At 70.7% G+C, this 19,121-nt stretch carries 20 protein-coding genes; 12 read left to right on the forward strand and 8 right to left on the reverse strand.

Going from position 1 to position 19,121, the window contains the following annotated elements:
• Window positions 1–483 (reverse strand): galactokinase family protein (locus CCN37_RS19135; protein WP_305764716.1); only part of this gene is annotated, 483 nt, incomplete at its 3' end.
• Window positions 480–1,172, reverse strand: a complete 693-nt coding sequence (locus tag CCN37_RS19140) for a metal-dependent transcriptional regulator (RefSeq protein ID WP_086822736.1) — start codon at window positions 1,170–1,172, stop codon at window positions 480–482. The genes CCN37_RS19140 and CCN37_RS19135, both read right to left, overlap by 4 nt.
• Window positions 1,173–1,270: 98 nt before the next feature.
• Between CCN37_RS19140 and CCN37_RS19145 the strand changes: the two genes are divergently transcribed.
• From CCN37_RS19145 to CCN37_RS19175, 7 genes are all read left to right on the forward strand, one after another.
• Window positions 1,271–2,119, forward strand: coding sequence for a sulfurtransferase (locus CCN37_RS19145; RefSeq protein ID WP_086822930.1), 849 nt, complete (start codon window positions 1,271–1,273; stop codon window positions 2,117–2,119).
• Window positions 2,120–2,205: 86 nt separating this feature from the next.
• A complete protein-coding gene (locus tag CCN37_RS19150; protein ID WP_168200743.1) occupies window positions 2,206–3,522 on the forward strand; it encodes an APC family permease in 1,317 nt (438 codons plus the stop codon).
• Window positions 3,523–3,532: 10 nt separating this feature from the next.
• Window positions 3,533–4,663 carry a sensor histidine kinase gene (locus CCN37_RS19155; protein WP_246843141.1) on the forward strand — a complete coding sequence of 377 codons (1,131 nt, stop codon included), beginning with the start codon at window positions 3,533–3,535 and terminating at the stop codon, window positions 4,661–4,663.
• Window positions 4,660–5,325, forward strand: coding sequence for a response regulator transcription factor (locus CCN37_RS19160; RefSeq protein WP_086822744.1), 666 nt, complete (start codon window positions 4,660–4,662; stop codon window positions 5,323–5,325). Before CCN37_RS19155 ends, CCN37_RS19160 begins: the two co-directional genes overlap by 4 nt.
• 113 nt (window positions 5,326–5,438) lie before the next feature.
• Window positions 5,439–6,050, forward strand: coding sequence for a hypothetical protein (locus tag CCN37_RS19165; protein ID WP_086822747.1), 612 nt, complete (start codon window positions 5,439–5,441; stop codon window positions 6,048–6,050).
• Window positions 6,051–6,133: 83 nt separating this feature from the next.
• A complete protein-coding gene (locus tag CCN37_RS19170) occupies window positions 6,134–7,309 on the forward strand; it encodes an acetoin utilization protein AcuC (RefSeq protein ID WP_086822750.1) in 1,176 nt (391 codons plus the stop codon).
• Between the two features lie 16 nt (window positions 7,310–7,325).
• Complete coding sequence (locus tag CCN37_RS19175) at window positions 7,326–9,968, forward strand: bifunctional GNAT family N-acetyltransferase/acetate--CoA ligase family protein (protein WP_086822752.1); 2,643 nt, start codon at window positions 7,326–7,328, stop codon at window positions 9,966–9,968.
• Window positions 9,969–9,987: 19 nt separating this feature from the next.
• On the opposite strand, the gene CCN37_RS19180 is transcribed toward CCN37_RS19175, so the two are convergent.
• Both CCN37_RS19180 and CCN37_RS19185 read right to left on the reverse strand, forming a co-directional pair.
• Entirely contained in the window at window positions 9,988–10,479 is a 492-nt protein-coding gene (locus CCN37_RS19180; RefSeq protein ID WP_086822755.1) for a DUF4232 domain-containing protein, read from the reverse strand.
• Window positions 10,480–10,643: 164 nt separating this feature from the next.
• Window positions 10,644–11,123 (reverse strand): MarR family winged helix-turn-helix transcriptional regulator, encoded by a 480-nt coding sequence (locus CCN37_RS19185; protein ID WP_168200744.1) that lies wholly within the window; start codon window positions 11,121–11,123, stop codon window positions 10,644–10,646.
• A 102-nt stretch (window positions 11,124–11,225) separates the two neighbouring features.
• Between CCN37_RS19185 and CCN37_RS19190 the strand changes: the two genes are divergently transcribed.
• The 5 genes from CCN37_RS19190 to CCN37_RS19210 all read left to right on the forward strand — a co-directional run bounded on the left by CCN37_RS19190 (window position 11,226) and on the right by CCN37_RS19210 (window position 14,638).
• A complete protein-coding gene (locus CCN37_RS19190; protein ID WP_086822761.1) occupies window positions 11,226–11,783 on the forward strand; it encodes a YceI family protein in 558 nt (185 codons plus the stop codon).
• An 84-nt stretch (window positions 11,784–11,867) separates the two neighbouring features.
• On the forward strand, window positions 11,868–12,191 hold the full coding sequence (locus CCN37_RS19195) for a hypothetical protein (protein WP_086822764.1): 324 nt from the start codon (window positions 11,868–11,870) through the stop codon (window positions 12,189–12,191).
• Between the two features lie 72 nt (window positions 12,192–12,263).
• Window positions 12,264–13,583: a hypothetical protein gene (locus CCN37_RS19200; protein ID WP_210408110.1), complete on the forward strand. Its 1,320-nt coding sequence runs from the start codon at window positions 12,264–12,266 to the stop codon at window positions 13,581–13,583.
• Window positions 13,584–13,691: 108 nt separating this feature from the next.
• Window positions 13,692–14,093, forward strand: coding sequence for a hypothetical protein (locus CCN37_RS19205; protein WP_086822770.1), 402 nt, complete (start codon window positions 13,692–13,694; stop codon window positions 14,091–14,093).
• A gap of 317 nt (window positions 14,094–14,410) precedes the next feature.
• The gene (locus tag CCN37_RS19210) at window positions 14,411–14,638 is read left to right on the forward strand and encodes a hypothetical protein (protein WP_086822773.1); all 228 of its coding nucleotides are present in this window, start codon (window positions 14,411–14,413) and stop codon (window positions 14,636–14,638) included.
• Window positions 14,639–14,692: 54 nt separating this feature from the next.
• Here the strand turns inward: CCN37_RS19210 and CCN37_RS19215 are convergent, their stop codons facing one another.
• Genes CCN37_RS19215 through CCN37_RS19230 form a run of 4 tightly spaced genes read right to left on the reverse strand, consistent with a single transcriptional unit; the run spans window position 14,693 to window position 19,058 of the window.
• The gene (locus CCN37_RS19215; RefSeq protein ID WP_086822776.1) at window positions 14,693–15,886 is read right to left on the reverse strand and encodes an RtcB family protein; all 1,194 of its coding nucleotides are present in this window, start codon (window positions 15,884–15,886) and stop codon (window positions 14,693–14,695) included.
• Between the two features lie 41 nt (window positions 15,887–15,927).
• Window positions 15,928–17,427, reverse strand: coding sequence for an aldehyde dehydrogenase (NADP(+)) (locus CCN37_RS19220; protein ID WP_086822778.1), 1,500 nt, complete (start codon window positions 17,425–17,427; stop codon window positions 15,928–15,930).
• Window positions 17,424–18,245: an NAD(P)-dependent oxidoreductase gene (locus tag CCN37_RS19225; protein ID WP_086822781.1), complete on the reverse strand. Its 822-nt coding sequence runs from the start codon at window positions 18,243–18,245 to the stop codon at window positions 17,424–17,426. Before CCN37_RS19225 ends, CCN37_RS19220 begins: the two co-directional genes overlap by 4 nt.
• 15 nt (window positions 18,246–18,260) lie before the next feature.
• Window positions 18,261–19,058: an IclR family transcriptional regulator gene (locus CCN37_RS19230; protein WP_086822784.1), complete on the reverse strand. Its 798-nt coding sequence runs from the start codon at window positions 19,056–19,058 to the stop codon at window positions 18,261–18,263.
• Window positions 19,059–19,121 lie beyond the last annotated feature (63 nt).

The following is a 19,121-nucleotide window of genomic DNA, read 5'->3' on the forward strand; positions in this document are numbered from 1 at the left end:
CGAGGGCGCGCCCTCGGCGTCCAGCTCGTGCCCGAGCAGGCCGAGCAGGGCCAGCGCGACCGCGCACTCCAACGCGTGCGAGGAGGACAACCCGGCACCCGCGGGCACGTCACCCGCGATGACCAGGTCCGCCCCGCCCACGGCGCCGATGTCGAAACCCTGGCGGCGCAGCGCCCACGCGACGCCGCTCGGGTACGCGGGCCAGCCGGTCACCGAGCCTGGCTCCAGGTCCGCGACCGCGACCGGCTCGGCGGGCTGGGCCCTGCCGTTGTCGGAGATCGTGGTGACCGCGAACAGCCCGTCCGCACGCGGCGCGGCGGCGACCGCGATCCGGTGCGGCAGCGCGAACGGCAGCACGAAACCGTCGTTGTAGTCGGTGTGCTCGCCGATCAGGTTCACCCGGCCGGGAGCCGACCACACGCCCAGCGGCGCGCGGCCGTAGTGGGCCAGGAAGGCCTTCGCCGCGCGGTGGGCCTGACTCACCGGAGGCGGACCAGCACCGCGTGGGCGATGTCCACGGTCAGCTCCGCCGAACCGTGCTCCCCGCGCACCGTGAGCGTCTTGTTCGCTCCCGACGCGAGCACCTCGACGTCCTTGCCCGGCACCACGCCCGCGTTCTTCAGCTCGGCCATCAGGTCCGGGTCCGGCTGCACGTGCTCGGCGATCCGGCAGATCTCCACCCGGCCGCCGCCCTGCTTGGCCACGTCGTTGAGCCTGCGCAGGTCGCGCTCCACCGGAGGGGCGGGCTCGCCGACCCCGAGCTTGTCCAGCCCGGGGATGGGGTTGCCGTACGGGGAGGTCGTGGGGTTGCCGAGCAGCTTGACGAGCTTGCGCTCGACCGCCTCGCTCATCACGTGCTCCCAGCGGCACGCCTCGGCGTGCACGTGCTCCCACTCCAGGCCGATGACGTCGACCAGCAGGCGCTCGGCGAGCCGGTGCTTGCGCATCACCGAGATGGCGCGGGCGCGGCCGGACTCGGTCAGCTCGAGGTGCCGGTCACCGGCCACCACGAGCAGGCCGTCGCGCTCCATCCTGGCGACCGTCTGGCTCACCGTGGGACCGCTCTGCTCCAGGCGCTCGGCGATTCGGGCGCGCAGTGGGACCACGCCCTCCTCTTCGAGTTCGTAGATGGTGCGGAGGTACATCTCCGTCGTGTCGATGAGGTCGTTCACACCGCTCCCCTTCGTCCACCGCGATGTTAGTCCTAGTGGCTGACATCGAACGTGGGCGGCCGCTGTGCCCATCCGCGGTGAGCGTGCAGTATGGGCGCGTGTCGCCCTTGATCACACCCGCCCAGCTCGCCGCGGCGCGCGCCACCGAGCCCGGCCCCGTCGTCCTGGATGTCCGCTGGCGCCTCGTCGGACCACCAGGACGCGAAGACTACGACCAGGGCCACCTGCCCGGCGCGGTCTTCGTCGACCTCGACCGCGAACTGGCCGCGGAGCCAGGCGCTGGCGGACGCCATCCGCTGCCCGAACCGGACGCGCTCCAAGCCGTGCTGCGCGCGGCTGGCGTCACCGCTGACCGCGACGTCATCGCCTACGACGCCGGAGACGGCTCGGTCGCCGCGCGCGCGTGGTGGCTGCTGCGGTGGGCGGGACACAGGCGCGCCGCGGTGCTCGACGGCGGGTTCGCCGCGTGGAGCGCGGAGCAGCGGCCGGTCACCACGGAGGTGCCGGTCCCCGTTCCGGGTGACTTCGTGGTCAAGCCCGGCTCCATGCCGGTGCTCGACGCCGGGCAGGCCGCCGAGCTGGCCAGGGCGGGCACGCTGCTCGACGCCCGCGCGCCGGAGCGCTACCGCGGCGACGTCGAACCGATCGACCCGGCAGCCGGGCACGTGCCCGGCGCCCGCAACGCGCCGTTCTCCCGGCACCTCGGCGAGGACGGGCGGTGGCTGTCCACCAGCGAGCTGGCGCAGCGGTTCTCCGAGTTGGGCGTGCGGCCCGGCGAGCCGGTCGGCGCGTACTGCGGCTCGGGCGTGACCGCCTCCTCGGTGGTGCTCGCACTGGAGGCCGCGCGGCTCACCAGCCAGGAGCGCCCGGCGGCCCTGTACGCGGGGTCCTGGTCGCACTGGTGCACCGACCCGGAGCGGCCGGTGGCCACCGGGCCGAACCCGTGAGTTCGCCGGTCCCGTTACCGGAGCCGGTGCCCTTGCCGGACCCGGCTCCGTCTTCCGGCTCGGGTCCTGCGTCGGGCTCCGTTTCCGTGTCTGGCGCGGGTTCGGTGACCGGCTCGGTTTCCTTGTCGGGCAAGCAGAACCGGCGTCCGCTCGGAGTCGCCGACCTGGTGTTCTTCGTGGTGGCCGCCTCCGCCCCGCTGACCGTGGCGGCGGGCGGCGTGCCGCAGGTCTACGCGGCGACCGGAGTGCTCGGCCTGCCGGTGCTGTACCTGGTGCTGGCGGTCGTGCTCGCGGTGTTCTCCGCCGGGTACGCGGCGATGAGCAGGCACATCGTCGACGCGGGCGCGTTCTCCGCCTACGTCGCCGAAGGCCTCGGTGCTCGCGTGGGAACGGGTGCGGCGACCGTGGCGCTGATCGCCTACAACTCGATGCAGGTCAGCCTCTACGGCCTGTTCGGGGTGGCGGCTTCCGGGCTGCTCGCCAAGCAGGCCGGCTGGACCGTGCCGTGGTGGGCGTGCGCCCTGGTGGCGATGGCGCTCGTCGCGGTGCTGGGCTACCTGCGGGTCGACCTCAACGCCCGCGTGCTCGCCGTGCTCCTGCTCGTGGAGACGGTCGCCGTGGTGATCTTCGACGTGGCGGAGCTGGGCACGGGCGGCTCCGAGGCGGTCCAGGTGCTGAGTCCCGCCGCGGTGGCGACCGGGGCCGCGGGCGCGGCGTTGTGCTTCATGATGGGCAGCTTCGTCGGCTTCGAGTCGGCGGCGATCTACGGCGAGGAGTGCCGCGACCCCAGGCGCACGGTCGCGCGAGCCACCTACATCTCCGTGGCGTTCATCGGCGTCGGCTACGCGGTCACCGCGTGGGCCTTCGCAGCGGGCACCGGCGTGAGCGGCCTCATCGGAGCTTCGACGGAGCACGGGCCGGAGCTGTTCTTCGTGCTGGCCGAGCGGAGCGTCGGCACGTGGTTCGTCGACCTCACGCGGGTCTTCTACGTGACGAGCCTGTTCGCGGCCCTGCTGTCCTTCCACAACGTGGTGGCGCGCTACTTCCTCGCCATGGGGCGCAAGGGAGTTCTGCCCCGCGCGCTGGGCAGGACGCATCCGCGCCACGGTTCGCCGCACATCGGGTCGCTGGCGCAGAGCGGCTTGGCGCTGCTCGTGGTCGGCGGGTTCGCGCTCACCGGGATGGACCCGATCACCACGTTGTTCACCTGGTTGACCAACGTGGGCTCGCTCGGCGTGATCTTTCTGCTGACGCTCACCTCGTTGGCGATCACCGTCTTCTTCGGGAAGCGGCCTCGCGAGCGCTGGTGGTCTCAGCGGGTGGCGCCCGCGCTGGGCACGCTGCTCCTAGGCGTGATCCTGGTGCTGTCGATCAGCCAGTTCGACGTCCTGCTCGGCTTGTAGCCTGCGGATTGTGCCCGCACTCCGTTCGCCCTGGCCGTTGCGCGGTCGGGCCGCCGACATCGCCGTCACCGGTGGTGTCGCGCTGCTCGTGGTCGGCGGCGCGGTGGGAGGGCAGATCGCTTCGCGTGATCCGGTCGGGCCGGGCGTGCGGGGCTGGCTGCTGATAGCGGCCGGGTGCGGGGCGCTGTGGTTCCGCAGACGGCATCCGGTGGCGGTGGTGCTTCTGACGCTCGCCGTCGCGGGTGGGTTCTACCTGTCGACCAGCGCTAGCAGTCCGCTGCTGCTGACGTTCGTGGTCGCCTTGTACACGGCTTCGGCCGAAGGGCACGTGGTGGCTTCGGTGCTCGTCGTGGTCCTCACGTTGGTCGCCGTGGGCTTGGGAGAGCTGGTTTCGCCGACGCGGCACATCGACAACCTCGCGTTGTTCATGCTCGCGGGGTGGCTCGTCGCGGTGATCGCGGTCGGCGGCGTGAAGCGCAACCGGCAGGCGTACCTGGCCGCGACCGAAGCGCGCGCGGCGGAGGCGGAGCGGAGCCGGGAGGAGGAAGCGCGGCGGCGGGCGAGCGAGGAGCGCCTGCGCATCGCCAGGGAACTGCACGACGCGCTCGGCCACAACCTGTCGATGATCCACGTGCAGGCCAGCGCCGCGCTGCACGGCGCAGACCCGGCGCGTGAGCACCAAGCGCTCGAAGTGATCAAGCAGGCGAGCAAGGAAGGGCTCCGCGAACTGCGCACCACGCTCGGCGTGCTCCGTCAGGTCGACGAGGTCGGGCTGGCACGGCTCGGCGAACTGGCCGAGCGCGCGCGGGGGAGTGGGCTCAGCGTCAGCGTGGAGGTCGACGGGACGGAGCGCCCGGTGCCGCCACAGGTCGACCTGGCCGCATACCGGATCGTGCAGGAGGCGCTGACCAATGTGGCCAGGCACGCGAACGCCAGCTCGGTAGCGGTCCGCGTGCACCACAGCGAAAGCGTTGTGCGCGTGGAGATCCAGGACGACGGCACAGGGGGAGCGGTGGCTCCGGGCAACGGCATCCGCGGCATGGCAGAACGCGCGCGCCTGCTCGGCGGAGAGTTCAGCGCAGAGGCGATGGAGGGCGGATTCCTCGTCACCGCAACGCTTCCAGTGGGGGAGAACGCATGATCCGCGTGGTGCTGGCCGATGATCAGACGCTGGTGCGAGCCGGATTCCGGTCGATCCTGGACGGCGAGCCCGACATCAGCGTGGTGGGCGAAGCGGCGGACGGGGCCGAAGCGGTGCGCCTGACCCGCGAGCTGGCGCCGGACGTGGTGCTCATGGACATCCGCATGCCGGAGGTGGACGGCCTTGAGGCCACCCGGCGCATCGTCGCCGCTGACGAGCAGGCCAGGGTGATCATCCTGACCACCTTCGACCTGGACGACTACGTGTACGGGGCGCTGCGCTCCGGGGCGAGCGGGTTCCTGGTCAAGGACACCGAGCCGATGGAGCTGATCCACGGCATCCGCGTGGTGGCGCGCGGAGACGCGCTGCTCGCGCCGTCGGTGACGCGCAGGCTCATCGCGGAGTTCGCCACGCGCGTGGTCAAGCCCGCGCCGAACCCCCGCCTGGCGGCGCTGACCGAACGCGAGCGCGAGGTGACGACCCTCGTCGCGGCGGGCCTGTCCAACGACGAGATCGCCGCGCGCCTGGTCCTGAGCCCGGCGACCGCCAAGACCCACGTCAGCCGGATCATGACGAAACTGGCGGTTCGCGACCGCGCGCAGCTGGTGGTGCTGGCCTACGAGACGGGCATGGTCACCCCGGGGTGGACACAACCCCGGTAGTACGGGAACGCCCCTACGGGACAACCGCGGCGGTAGCGCGGATGTCCACTGTGGCCGGACGATCGAGATCTCCTTACCCCGCAAGCTTCATCGAGGAAGCGAAGGGGGATGCGGTGCCGAAACGATCTCGCCAGCTGCTGGTCTGGCTGCACGTCATCACCTCGGTCGGCTGGATGGGCCTGACCCTGGTGCTGTTCGCCCTGTTCACCTTCGGGTTGAGCACGGAAACGCCCGGGATGCGGGACAGCGCGGACGCCATGGCGCACCTGCTGGACAAGCAGGTCCTCGCGCACCTGGCCAACGCGTCGGCGTTCACCGGCTTCATGCTGTCGGCGCTGACGCAGTGGGGGTACTTCCGGCACTGGTGGGTGCTGGTCAAGTTCGTGATCACCGTGGTGCAGCTGGCGCTCGGCATCTTCGTGCTCGTCCCGGTCGTCGCGGGGATCAACGTCGCGGCCACCGCGCTGATGTGCTCGGCGATCGCGTTCCAGGCGTGGCTGTCGGTGGCCAAGCCGGGCAAGCGCACGCCGTGGACCCCGACGGGGAAGGTGCCGACCGGCCCCGCGTGGATGTTCGGGGTGGCGCTCGTCGTGCCGGTGATCGACTTCGCCGTGGGCTTCGGCCTCTTCGGGCACCCGATGCCGGTGGTGTCCCTGCTCGTCGTCGTCGGCTACGCCATGAGGCATAAGCCAAAGGATCTCAAGATCGTTTCGCGGCAAAGATGACCTTCGCTCGCGATCGGCGGATGCAATCCGTTGTGCGAGGTGGTGGCTTCGCGGTCGGCTTTTCGCGGGGGTAGTTTGCCCGTATGGGTGAGCGCGTCGCGGTGGTGTGGGACGAGAGTTTCCTCGGGTACGACCTCGGTGGAGACCACCCGCTGAACCCCGTCCGCCTCGACCTCACGATGCGCCTGGCCACCGAACTCGGCGTGCTCGACGGGGTGGAGCTGGTGAAGCCGCGACCGGCCACCGACGACGAGATCGAGCTGGTGCACGACCCGAGCTACCTCGCGGCGGTCCAGGCGGCGCCGTACTCCGGCTGGGACGTCGGTCACGGCCTCGGCACCGCCGACAACCCGGTCTTCGACCGCATGCACGAGGCCTCCGCCCTGGTGGCGGGCGGCTCGCTGGCCGCGGCCGAGCTGATCGCCTCCGGAGCGGTGGACCGCGCGGTCAACATCGGTGGCGGTCTGCACCACGCCATGGCCTCGCACGCGGCCGGGTTCTGCGTCTACAACGACTGCTCGATCGCCATCGCCTGGTTGCTGGAGAACGGTTTCGAGCGGATCGCCTACATCGACGTCGACGTGCACCACGGGGACGGCGTGCAGGCGTCCTTCTACGGGGACCCGCGCGTGCTCACGGTCTCCGTGCACCAGCACCCGATGACGCTGTGGCCCGGCACCGGCTACCCCCGCGAGCTGGGCACGGGCGGCGCGGAGGGCACCTCGGTCAACCTCGCGCTGCCACCCGGCACGAAGGACCCCGGCTGGCTGAGAGCCTTCGAGGCCGTCGTTCCCGCGGCGCTCGCCGCCTTCCGGCCCCAGGTTCTGGTGACGCAGTGCGGCGCGGACACCCACCGCGAGGACCCGCTGGCGGACCTTTCGCTCTCCGTCGACGGACACCGCGCCACCTACCAAAGGCTGCGTGAGCTGGCCGAACAGCACGCGGGCGGCAAATGGCTGGCCCTGGGCGGCGGTGGGTATTCGCTCTTCCGGGTGGTTCCGCGCTCGTGGACGCACCTGCTCGCTACGGTGGTCGACCGCGACCTGGACCCCGACACCACCGTCCCCGCCGGATGGATGGCCCACACCGCTCCCCTCGCGCCGGGCACCGCGTTGCCGACCTCGCTCTCCGACGGCGGCGACACCGCGTTCGCGCGCTGGGACGGCACGGCCGAAACCCAGCTCGACAACGCGATCGTGGCCACCAGGCGCGCTGTCTTCCCGCTCATCGGCCTCGACCCCGACGACCCGCGCGACTGACCAGGAGAAGTCCACAGTGGACACGAAAACCAGTGACCCGCACGACTTCCCCCGGCACTGGGAAGCCGATGTCGTGCTCTCCGACGGCGGAACGGTGCGGCTGCGCCCGATCGTGCCCTCCGACGCCGAGGAGCTGCTGGCCTTCCACAGCCGGATGAGCGAGCGCACCCGCTACCTGCGCTACTTCGGCCCGTACCCGCGCATCCCCCCGCGCGACCTCGAACGCTTCACCACCGTCGACCACCGCGACCGGGTGGCGCTGGTGGCCCAGCTCGGCGACGACATCGTGGCGGTCGGCCGCTTCGACCGGCTGCCCGGGCGCTACGTCGCCGAGGTCGCCTTCGTCGTCGAGGACGCCCACCAGGGCCGCGGCCTCGGCTCGATCCTGCTGGAGCACCTCGCCGCCGCGGCCAAGGAGACCGGGCTGCGCGGCTTCGTCGCCGAGGTCCTCGCGGAGAACGGCCAGATGGTGCGGGTCTTCCGCGACGCGGGCTACTCCATCTCCCGCGAGATCGAGGAGGGCGTGCTGCACCTGGAGTTCGCCATCGACCCGACCGAGCGCTCCATCGAGGTCGCCCACGCCCGCGAGCAGGCCGCCGAGGCGCGCAGCATGCACAACGTGCTGCACCCGCGCTCCATCGCGGTGATCGGCGCCTCCACCGACCGCGCCAAGATCGGCCACGCGGCGCTGCGCAACCTGCTCTACGCCGACTTCGCCGGGCCGGTCTACCCGGTCAACGCCGAGTACCGCTCGGTCAGCGGGGTCCGCGCCTACGCCTCGGTGCTCGACATCCCCGACGACGTCGACCTCGCCGTGGTCGCCGTGCCCTCCACCTCGGTCGAGGGCGTGCTCGACGACTGCCTGGCCAAGGGCGTCAAGGCGCTGGTGATCGTCAGCTCGGGCTTCGCCGAGACCGGGCCGAAGGGTGCTGAGCTGCAACGCAGGCTCGCCACGGAGGCCCGCGCGCACGGCATGCGCGTCGTCGGCCCCAACGCGCTCGGCGTGATCAACACCGATCCCGGCGTCCGGATGAACGCCACCCTGGCACCGAGCCCGCCGGAACGCGGCCGCACGGGCTTCTTCTGCCAGTCCGGCGCGCTCGGCACCGCGATCCTGGCCGCCGCGACCGAACGCGGCCTCGGCCTGTCCACCTTCGTCTCCGCGGGCAACCGCGCGGACGTCTCCGGCAACGACCTGCTCCAGTACTGGGAGACCGACCCGTCCACCGACGTGGTGCTGCTCTACCTGGAGTCCTTCGGCAACCCGCGCAAGTTCGCCCGCGTCGCGCGCAGGCTCGGCCGCACCAAGCCGATCATCGTGGTGAAGTCCGGCAGGCACGCCGTGCGGCCCGGGCTCGCCGCGACCTCGGTCAGCGTGGACGAGACCAGCGTGCAGGCGCTCTTCGAACAGGCGGGCGTGATCAGGGTCGAGTCGCTGGCCCAGCTCTTCGACACCGCGCTGCTGATGGAGTACCAGCCGCTGCCGCGCGGCCAGCGGATCGTGGTGGTCGGCAACTCCTCGGCGCTGGGCACGCTGGCCGCCGACGCCGCGCTGGCCAACGGCCTCGAACTCGCGGGCGACCCGGTGGACGTCGGCCCCGGCGCCGAGCCGGAGATCTTCGCTGCGGCCATCGGCGAGGCGGTGCGGCGCTCCGACGTGGACGCGCTCATCGTCGTGTTCGTCCCGCCCGTCGCCGTGCCGGGCACCGCATACGCCAGGGCGCTGCGCGAAGCGGTGGCCGGTGTCGGAAAGCCGATCGTGTCAACGTTCCTGGCCGTGGAGGGCATCCCGGCGGAGCTGGCGGTGGAGGGCGGACGCGGCTCGATCCCGTCCTACCCGAGCCCGGAGCGCGCGGCGCTCGCGCTGGCCCGCGCCGCGCGGTACGGCCGCTGGCGCCGTTCACCGCAGGGCAGTGTCGTGCGCCCCAAGGGAATCGCGACCGACCAGGCGCGGCTGCTGGTGGAGGAGTGGTTGGGCGAGGCGGAGGAGCGCGTGCTCACCGACGCGGAGACGCTGCGCCTGCTCTACTGCTACGACATCTCGATCGTGCCGTACAAGCTCGTCTCGGACATCCACGAGGCGGTGGCCGCGGCGGACGAGCTGGGCTACCCGGTGGTGCTGAAGACCATCAGCGAACCGTTGCGGCACAGGGCCGATCTCCTCGGCGTGCGGCTCGACCTCGACGGTCCGGCCTCGGTGCGCGGTGGGTACTCGGCGCTGCACGAGGCATCCGGTGTGGACGACGTGTACGTGCAGCGGATGGCGCCGCGCGGGGTCTCGTGCGTGATAGGGCTCCAGGACGATCCGTCCTTCGGCACCCTGGTGTCCTTCGGGCTCTCCGGCGTGGTGAACGACCTGCTCGGCGACCGCGCCTACCGAGCGGTGCCGCTGACCGACGTGGACGTGGCCGACATCGTGCTCGCGCCCAAGGCCGCCCCGCTGCTCACCGGCTACCGGGGGACCGAGCCGGTGGACCTGAAAGCCTTGCAGGACCTGGTGTTGCGGGTGGCGACGCTGGCCGAGGACCTGCCGGAGGTGCGCTCGCTGACCCTGGAGCCGGTGCTGGCCTCGGCCAAGGGCGCCTTCGTCAGCAGCGCCCGGATCACCCTCGGCCCGCCCCCCTCGCGCGGCGACACGGGGCCGCGTCGCCTGCGCTGAGGGGGCTGGCTCGGCGTGATCAGGCCCCGGTGCGGACCTCGGTCACGCCGATCGGGCCGGTGATCGCGGCGGGCCACGCGGTCGCCACGCGCTCGGAGCTGTTCGGCAGCGTCAACTGGAGCTTGGTGGCGGGCTGGCGGTCACCCTCCAGCCGGGTGCGCACGATCACGTGCGCCGGGGTGCCGGGGGAGACGGTCACGGCGGGACCGGTGGCGGGCTCGCCGGCCTCGCGGTCGAAGGCCAGCGCGGCGCCCTTGGCGTCGGAGAAGACCAGGTTGGTCGGGGCGCCCTGGAGCGTGCAGGTGGCGCCGGTGGAGGCGAACTCGACCCGCCAGTGCGCCTTGCCGAAGCCGGAGTCGCTGTAACTGGCGGTGACGGCCAGGTCCTTCGCGCCGCACTGCGCCGCCCCGATCGGGGAAGCCTGGGCGGGCGCGGCCAGCGCCAGGGCGCCGCCGAGAACGGTGGCGACGGCCGCTGCGGACACCAGGCCGCGGCGAGTGGTGGAAGACATGGGGTGCTCCTTCTCGTCAGGTAGGGGCTGTTCAAGCCCCTGATCAAGACGACGGAACAGCGCGATTAGTTGCACCAGGTGGGCCAGGTCACCTGGACCGAACGGCCTAGTTCGGCGGCCGAATGGCCGTCACGCAGCGCTTATAGAGATCTTTTCTGCGGCCTCTATGGAGTGGTTTCAGGGCACGGTGAATCGCCCCAGGCGACGCGGAGCTTGTCGCAGATCTCACCGAGCTGCTCCACCTCGCGCGCGCTGAGCGGGTCGAAGACGAGCTTGCGGACCTCGCTCACGTGCCCGGGGGCCGCCGCGACCAGGCTGGCCATGCCCTCGTCGGTCAGCTCGGCGAGCTGGCCGCGCTTGTCGGTCGGGCACGACTTCCGGCGCACCCAGCCGAGCTTCTCCAGCTTCGACACCGCGTGCGAGAGCCGGCTGCGCGAGTACTCCGACTGCTCGGCCAGCTCGCTCATCCGCAGCTCGCGACCGGGCGTCTCGGAGAGCCGGACCAGGATCTCGTAGTAGGTCAGCGGAATCCCGGTGTCGCGCTGGAGCTGGCGGTCCAGCTGCTCGTTGAGCCTGCCCATCACGGAGACCAACGCCCGCCACGTGTTTTGTTCGCCGGCGTCCAGCCACCGCGTGTCGCTCATGGGGACCATCCTACCCGTCATGGTTGAACTCTCAACCAAAGTGGGCTAGTGTCTTGTTGAGAGTTCAACTACGAACGGTTCGACGACGAGAAGGACGACGCCATGAGCACCGCACTCCAGATCCCCGGTTACGTCGCTGGCACCTGGGCCGTTGACCCGGTGCACTCCAGCGTCGAGTTCAGCGTGCGGCACATGATGGTGAGCAAGGTGCGCGGCCGCTTCACCGAGTTCTCCGGCTCGCTGGTCACCGCGGAGAACCCGCTGGAATCCACCGTCACCGCCGCGATCGACCTCACCTCGATCAACACCAACAACGACCAGCGCGACGCGCACATCCGCTCGAAGGACTTCTTCGACGTCGAGACCTTCCCGGAGATGACCTACCGCTCCACCGGCGTGCGCGCCGACGGCGAGGACTTCGTGGTCTCCGGTGAGCTGACCCTGCACGGCGTGACCCGCGAGGTGCCGCTGAAGCTGGAGCTCAACGGCTTCGGCCCGGACGCCTACGGCGGTACCCGCGCCGGTTTCTCCGCGACCGCGACCATCAGCCGCAACGACTTCGGCATCGACATCGCCATGCCGATGGACGGCGGCGGCGTCGTGGTCGGCGACAAGGTGCAGATCTTCCTGGAGATCCAGGCCGTGCTCCAGCAGGGGTGATCACGGTTCGGCACGGCGAAGCCCCGCGCGAGCCGCGCGGGGCTTACGCTTGTCCGAGATCCGTGCGCCGGATGGGGTGATCAGATGGCCTTCACCGCCGACTTCCTCGCCCGTCTCAAGGAATGTGTCCTCGGAACCGGCCCCGTCGAACTGGCGAGGCCCGACGCCGTCGCCGAGTTCGCCGACTACCTCAGCCACCTCCCCGAGACCGACCGCAGGCTCCGCTACCTCACCACCGTGGACGAGGTGTCCTCGGTGTTCTGGAACAGCGAGGAGATCTGGTCGGAACTGGTGCCCGACTTCGGCGTCGAGGACCGCGACTGCGAAGCCCTGCTCGACAGCCTCGTCGACGCGACCATCGCCGCCGAGGTCGACTCCATCGAGCTGGGCCTGCAAGACCCCGGCTGAGCCCGCGCGCGGGCTCATGCCGCATTGGTTACAACTTCCCGCGCTGGTGGGCCGGGGTGGCAGGCTGTGGGCGTGGTGAGCGTCGTCGCGTTCGGAGTGGCCTGGTGGCTCGGGTTGTACCTGGTCGCAAGAGGGTCGAAGAAGCCTGCGTTGGTGCGCGCGGGGCTCGGTCTTGTGGCCTACGCGGCGGCGCTCGCGGTCGAAGCGCTCCTGCCGCACTCGCAATCCCCGGACGTGCTGCGCGAGGTCCAGGGTGTGCTCGTGTGTCTGCCGCCGATCGCGTGGAGCGGGGCCGCGGTGGCGCTGCTGCCGCACCGCTACCGCCGGTGTCGGCGGATCGGGTTGGTGCCGCTGAGCCTGCTGGTGCTCGCGCCGGTGGTGGTCGACGCCGACTGGGCCGGTGTGCTGCGCGCGGTGGGCGTGCTGGTGCCGTTGGCGATCAGCCTCGGACTGCTCGTCAAGCACCGCGACCGGATCAGGCCCGCGCCCGTGCGCGTGACGCTGCTCGTGGTGAGCATGTTCCTGGCTCTCTCCGCCGTGCTCGTGGTGCTGCCGACCTCCTTCCTGCCGTCGTGGCTCGTGGTCGCGGCGATGGGCGCGGACCTGGTGCTGCTCGGCGTGGGCATCGCGGCCTTCGACGCCTTCGACGAGGGGGAGTCGATCGGCGCGGACATGCTCCGGTCGGTGCTCACCGCCGCCGTGATCGCGGCCGTCTTCGGCGGGCAGGTCGGCCTGGCGATGGCGCTGTCCTCCGGCGCGACCCTGCCGTTGACCGCGCTGCTGCTCGGCAGCGTCGCCGCGGCGATCGCCGTCCAGGTGCTCGCGAATCCGCTCCAGGCGTTGCTCGATCGGGTGGCGTTCTCCGACGCGCCCGAACTGCGCCAGGCCCGGGTCGAGTTGCGCGAGGCCGAGGGGGCTTTGCCGCGCCGCGCGAACGATCCGGTTCTCGACGGGATCGACGACGCGGAGTTCGCGAAGCTGACGCGGCGGGCGCTCGGCAATTACGGGGATCTCGGCCGGTTGGTGAGCAGTCCGCTGACGATGTTGCCCGGAATCACGGAGAGCCTGGCCGAGAAGAACCTTCCCGATCAGCCCCTGGAACGCGCCAACGAACTGAAGCGGTTGTTGCTGAACGGCATTGTCCGGCTCAAGCCGAACGAGGGCGATTTCGGCACGAGCGATGAGTGGCGCTACTACAACGCGCTCTATTTCCCGTACGTGCTCGGACTGCGCCCGTACAGCCGCCGTGATCGCAACGACAAGCTCGACGACACCACCAAACGCGCCCTCCAGTGGTTCTCGCGGACCGTTCCGGAACGCACGCTCTACAACTGGCAGAACGCGGCCGCCAAACTGGTCGCGGCCGGGCTGCGCCAGGAAACTCCCAGGTGAGCTGCTGAAACTGGCAGTGGATGGCAGTGCCACGTCTGCTGTTGGCAGTGGTTTCCGGCCTAACTTGGCTCTCGTCGAGACGACGTCACAGCCCAGGAGGACGGACACATGAGCACGATCACCAACACCCGCAAGGACGCTTTCCTTCGCCTCATCATGAAGCTCGACGCGGTGGTGACCGGAGCGAACGGGATCGCCTATCTGCTCGGTGCCGCCCTCATCGGCCCGCTGCTCGGCCTCCCGGCCGGACTGCTCGTTCCCGTCGGGATTTTCCTGACCTGCTACGCGGTCGCCGTGTGGTTCATCGGGACCCGGCCGGAGATCAACGTGAAAGCGGCGTGGGGTGTGGCGCTGGTGAATCTGGTGTGGGTGGTGGACAGCCTCGTCGTCGCGTTCAGCGACTTCTACCCGCTGACCGGTTGGGGCGTGCTGTGGATCGTCGCCCAAGCGGTGGTGGTGGACGCCTTCGCGGTGCTCCAGGTGATCGGATTGCGGAAGATCACCCGCTAAGGTGATCAACTCACGACGGCGGCACCCCGGTCGGGGTGTCGCCGTTCGCCGGGTGGCGCCTCGGTGATCAGGTGATTGCCGGTCTTCGCTCGCCTCAGCGTGTCCACCACCCGGTCGGGTGCGCTATGTGCTTGGGGTACGTCTTTTCGGCCCAGCCGGGTCGACCACCAACCGGGTGACTCCGGTTGACCGGGCGGCCTGGCATCCGTGACAAGGGAGTGACACCATGAACGACGGTCCCAGGATGCGAACGTGCCCGGTCTGTCTGGGCTCGGGTGTCATCCCCGAGGACGACTACGCGACATGTGGGAGATGCGGTGGACTTGGCGAGATCCCCGGGTGAGCTCCACGACGGCGCCGCCTGCCGTCTGTGCGAGGGAACCGGCGACATCGTCTGGACCCAGCCCGTCCCCGTCTCCGGCAGCTACGAGCTCCGCGAGATGCGCCACCCCTGCATCAACGGCTGCTCCGGCTGGTGGCACCCGCGCAGCGCCGAGCAGGACCGCGTGGTCGAGTCCATCAACGCCCCCGCTCTCGAAGCCTGAACGCACGACAAGGGCGCCCCGGCTGACCGGGGCGCCCTTGCTGCGTCCGGGGGACTAGCCCTTGACGCAGACCACCTGGCGCAGCTTCGCGACGACCTCGACCAGGTCCTTCTGGTTCGCGATCACCTCGTTGATGTTCTTGTAGGCGCCCGGGATCTCGTCGACCACGCCGGAGTCCTTGCGGCACTCCACGCCCGCCGTCTGCTCGGCGAGGTCCTGCGCGGTGAAGCGCTTGCGCGCCTGGTTCCGCGACATCCTGCGGCCCGCGCCGTGCGATGCGGAGCAGAACGACTCCGGGTTGCCCAGCCCGCGCACGATGTAGGACCCGGTCCCCATCGAGCCCGGGATGATGCCCATGTCCCCGTGCCCCGCCCTGATCGCGCCCTTGCGGGTCACCAGGACCTCCTCGCCGAAGTGGGTCTCCTCGGCGACGTAGTTGTGGTGGCAGCTGATCGCCTCGTCGAACTTCACGCGCGGGAACTGCTTGCGCACCACGTCGTAGACCAGGCGCATCATCACGGCCCGGTTCCTGCGCGCGTACTCCTGCGCCCAGTACAGGTCGTGGCGGTAGGCCTTCATCTGCGGGGTGTGCGCGAGGAACACCGCGAGGTCGGGGTCGGGCAGCGCCTGGTTGTGCTGGAGGCCGCGCGCGACCTCCATGTGGTGCTGGGCCAGGATGTTGCCGATCCCGCGCGAGCCGGAGTGCAGCATCAGCCAGACCGCGCCGTCCTCGTCGAGGCAGACCTCGATGAAGTGGTTGCCGCCGCCGAGGCTGCCCATCTGCATCAGTGCCCGCTCCGACTGACCGCGCACCGCGGGGGTGAGGTCCTCGAAGCGCGCCCAGAAGCGGTCCCAGCCCGCCTTGTCGTTGTCCGCGTCACCGGCGCGGAAGGCCACGTCGCCGCGGTGCATGCCGAAGCCGACCGGGACCGCCTTCTCGATGCCGGAGCGCAGCCGTCGCAGGTCGTCCGGCAGGTCGGCCGCGCGCAGCGATGTGCGGACCGCGGACATGCCGCAGCCGATGTCCACACCGACAGCCGCGGGCGAGACAGCGTCTCGCATCGCGATGACCGAACCCACCGTTGCGCCCTTGCCGTAGTGCACGTCCGGCATCACCGCGACGTGCTTCACCACCCAGGGCAGAGCCGCGATGTTGTGCAGCTGGCGCATGGCGATGGGTTCGACATCTTCCTCACGGGTCCAGAGGCGGATGTCCGCCTGCTGACCGGGAATCGTCGTAATCGCCATGCGCCACAACGTACTTGGCGCGCAGTGGGGCCGCACGGCATTTACGGAACTACGAGCACACCGTCCTCGCGGCGGGGGATGCCGAGCGGGTTGGCGTCCTGGAGCTCCGGGGGCAGCAGCGCGTCGGGCCACGACTGGTAGGTGACCGGGGCCAGCCAGCGGCGGATGCTCGTCGCACCCACCGACGTGTGCAGTGGGGACGTGGTCGCGGGCCAGGGACCGCCGTGGTGCATCGCCCAGCTCACCGCGACGCCGGTGGGCCACGCGTTGAACACCAACCGCCCGGCGAAGCGACGGATCTCCGCCAGCACGGAGGCGGCGAGGTCGTGATCGTCGGGGTCGGCGTGGACGGTCGCGGTCAGGCTGCCTTCGAGGGTGCGAAGGACCTCCGGCAGGTCGGCCGGATCGTCATAGGTGACAACGATTCCGGCCGGGCCGAAGCACTCCTCGGTCAGCTTCTCCTTGTCGGCGACGAAGTCCTTGAGCGACACCTCGTAGAGCCGGGGCGTGACGGTCCAGCCCCCTTCGGAGTCCGAGCCGGTCGCGACGAGGCGGACCGACGCGTGCGCGGACAGGCTGTCCACAGTGGACTCGTAGGAGTCGCGCATCCGCTCGGTCAGCATCGCGCCTCCGCCGACCCCGCCAACGGCCTCCGCAAGAGCGTCCACAATGGACGAAGGTGCGAACACGAGGCCGGGGTTGGTGCAGAACTGGCCGACGCCCATGGTCAACGACTGCGCGAAACCCGTTGCCAGCTCAGCGGAACGGTTCGTCGCGGCCGAGGGGAGCACGACGACGGGGTTCACGCTGCCCAGCTCGCCGTAGAACGGGATCGGCTCGGGGCGGCCCTGCGCGAGGTCGAACAGCGCGCGCCCGCCGGAGGTGGAGCCGGTGAAGCCGACCGCCTTCACCAGGGGGTGCTGCACGAGCACGCGACCGGCTTCGGTGCCGTAGACGATCCCGAAAACGCCTTGTGGCAGCACGGAAGCGACCACGCGCGCGGTCTCCCGCGAGGTCTGCGGGTGCGCGGAATGCGCCTTCACCACGACGGGGCACCCCGCCGCGAGCGCCGACGCGGTGTCCCCGCCAGCGACGGAGAAGGCGAACGGGAAGTTGCTCGCGGAGAACACCGCGACCACGCCGAGTGGTTGCAGGATGCGGCGCAGGTTGGGGCGCGGCGGGATGATGTCGGGATTCGGCGAGTCGATGGTGGCCTCGCGGTAGCTGCCCTCGGCGAGCACGCTCGCGAACAGCCGCAGCTGGTTGGTGGTGCGTTTCAGCTCAACGGTCAGCCGCGGCACGCCGAGCGCGGTTTCGGTGTCAGCGGTGGAGATCAGCAGCTCGGACTCGGCGTCGAGCGCGTCGGCCAGCCGCTCCAGCACCGCGCCGCGCTCGGCGGAGGCCAGCCCGGACCACGCAGGGAACGCCTGCGTCGCCGCGTCGACGATCTCGCCGACACCGCTGTCCGAAGTGGACGGAATCGGGTCGCCGAAAGCCTTGCCGGTACGGGGTTCGTATCCCTGAACGCCTTGCGTGCTCATCGGCCAGCCTCTTTCCGCGCAGTGTCCATGTCCGGTCCGCACCACGCGCCGCCGACGAAGCGGTGCGGGTCCTCATCGAGCTTGGGCTCGCCGTGCTCGGCGATCAGGTCGGCCGCGTACACCTCGGAGTCGTCCTGCGGGAGGTAGCCGATCGCCTTGGCCTCGTCCAGGCTGAACCACCCGCGCGTGTTGTTCGAGACGCCCCACACCACGCGGTAGCCGGGGTTCGGCGTTGACAGGCACGCCTCGAACAGCCGCGCGCAGTCATCCGGTGACATCCACGTGGACAACATCCTGGTGTCACGCGGTTTCTCGAAGCACGAGCCGATGCGCACGCTGATGACGTCCAAGCCGTAGCGGTCGGCGTAGTGCGACGCGATGGCCTCACCCGCGACCTTGCCGACGCCGTAGTTGGTGTCGGGGCGCGGGAACGCGTAGTCGCCGACCACGCCCACCGAGCGCGGCACGAAACCGACGGCGTGGTTGGAGCTGGCGAAGATCACTCGCCGGACGCCCTGCCTGCGCGCCGCCTCGAAGACGGTGTGCGTGCCGTTGATGTTGACGTCGAGGATGTCCTTCCACGGCGCTTCAAGACTGTGCCCGCCGAGGTGCAGGACCGCGTCGACGCCCTCGCAGGCGCGCTCCATCGCGTCCATGTCGGTGACGGAGGCGCGCACGACCTCCTCCGACTCCGGCTCGTCGGCCGACAGCGCGGCGATGTCCAGCAGGCGCAGCACGCGGCCGGGCTTGGCCAGCCGGGGCCGCATCAGGGTGCCGACCCCACCGGCGGCTCCGGTGAGCAGAATCCGTTCTGACACAGGGAGAAGACCTTCCTAGAGACTGGTGAGACCGGGCTGGCGGAGCAGTTCGCTCAGGGTGCGCGCGGCGTTGAGCAGGGCGCCGATGACCTGGCGCTCGTGCTCGTCGTCCAGGCGCGCGACCGGGACGGAGCAGCTGAGCGCGTCGGTGACCGGGCTGCGGTAGGGCAGTGCCACCGCGAAGCAGCACAGGCCGGGCGTGTTCTCCTCGCGCTCGAAGGCGTAGCCCAGCGAGCGGAACTCGGCCAGCTGCGCCCGCAGCGCGTCCGGGTCGGTCACGGTGTTCGCGGTGAGCGGCGCCATGTCCTTGGGCAGCAAGGACTCCAGCTCCTCGGGCGGGCGCGTGGACAGCACGGCCTTGCCGAGCGCGGTGCTGAACGCGGGCAGCCTGCGGCCGACGCGGGAGACCACGCGCAGGTGGTGCTCGGACTCGCGGCTGGCCAGGTAGACCACGTTCGGCCCGTCCAGCCGCGCGAGGTGCACCGTCTCGTTGATCTCCAGCCGGATCTGCTCCATCAGCCGGATCGCCGTGCGCACAACGGGATCGTGGTCGAGGTAGGAGGTTCCGACGAGCAGCGCGCGCACGCCGATGCCGTAGGTGCCGCGATCGGGGTCGACCTCGATCCAGCCGCGCGCGACCAGCGTCTGCAACAGCATGTACAGGCTGGACTTGGGATAGCTCAGCTCGCGGTGCAGCTCGGTCAGCGTCATCCGGCGGTCGAAGGAGGCCAGCACCTCCAGCAGCTCCACCGTGCGGTCCGCCGACTTCACCGCGGCCGGACGGCTCGGGTTCCCCGCGGCCGATTCGGTCATGACCGCCTCCTCGATTCCCCAGGCGCCGACCTCTTGACAGCGCGTGGCACCGATTCTTACAGT

This window comes from Allokutzneria sp. NRRL B-24872, from assembly GCF_002155965.1.
GTDB lineage: Bacteria > Actinomycetota > Actinomycetes > Mycobacteriales > Pseudonocardiaceae > Allokutzneria.

What these genes read in the sequence shown, in the direction of transcription:
- CCN37_RS19160 (WP_086822744.1), top strand. Translation starts at nt 4,660, where the DNA reads ATGATCCGCGTGGTGCTGGCCGATGATCAGACGCTGGTGCGAGCCGGA.
- CCN37_RS19170 (WP_086822750.1), top strand. Translation starts at nt 6,134, where the DNA reads ATGGGTGAGCGCGTCGCGGTGGTGTGGGACGAGAGTTTCCTCGGGTAC.
- CCN37_RS19180 (WP_086822755.1), bottom strand. Translation starts at nt 10,479, where the DNA reads ATGTCTTCCACCACTCGCCGCGGCCTGGTGTCCGCAGCGGCCGTCGCC.
- CCN37_RS19185 (WP_168200744.1), bottom strand. Translation starts at nt 11,123, where the DNA reads ATGAGCGACACGCGGTGGCTGGACGCCGGCGAACAAAACACGTGGCGG.
- CCN37_RS19190 (WP_086822761.1), top strand. Translation starts at nt 11,226, where the DNA reads ATGAGCACCGCACTCCAGATCCCCGGTTACGTCGCTGGCACCTGGGCC.
- CCN37_RS19195 (WP_086822764.1), top strand. Translation starts at nt 11,868, where the DNA reads ATGGCCTTCACCGCCGACTTCCTCGCCCGTCTCAAGGAATGTGTCCTC.
- CCN37_RS19205 (WP_086822770.1), top strand. Translation starts at nt 13,692, where the DNA reads ATGAGCACGATCACCAACACCCGCAAGGACGCTTTCCTTCGCCTCATC.
- CCN37_RS19215 (WP_086822776.1), bottom strand. Translation starts at nt 15,886, where the DNA reads ATGGCGATTACGACGATTCCCGGTCAGCAGGCGGACATCCGCCTCTGG.
- CCN37_RS19220 (WP_086822778.1), bottom strand. Translation starts at nt 17,427, where the DNA reads ATGAGCACGCAAGGCGTTCAGGGATACGAACCCCGTACCGGCAAGGCT.
- CCN37_RS19230 (WP_086822784.1), bottom strand. Translation starts at nt 19,058, where the DNA reads ATGACCGAATCGGCCGCGGGGAACCCGAGCCGTCCGGCCGCGGTGAAG.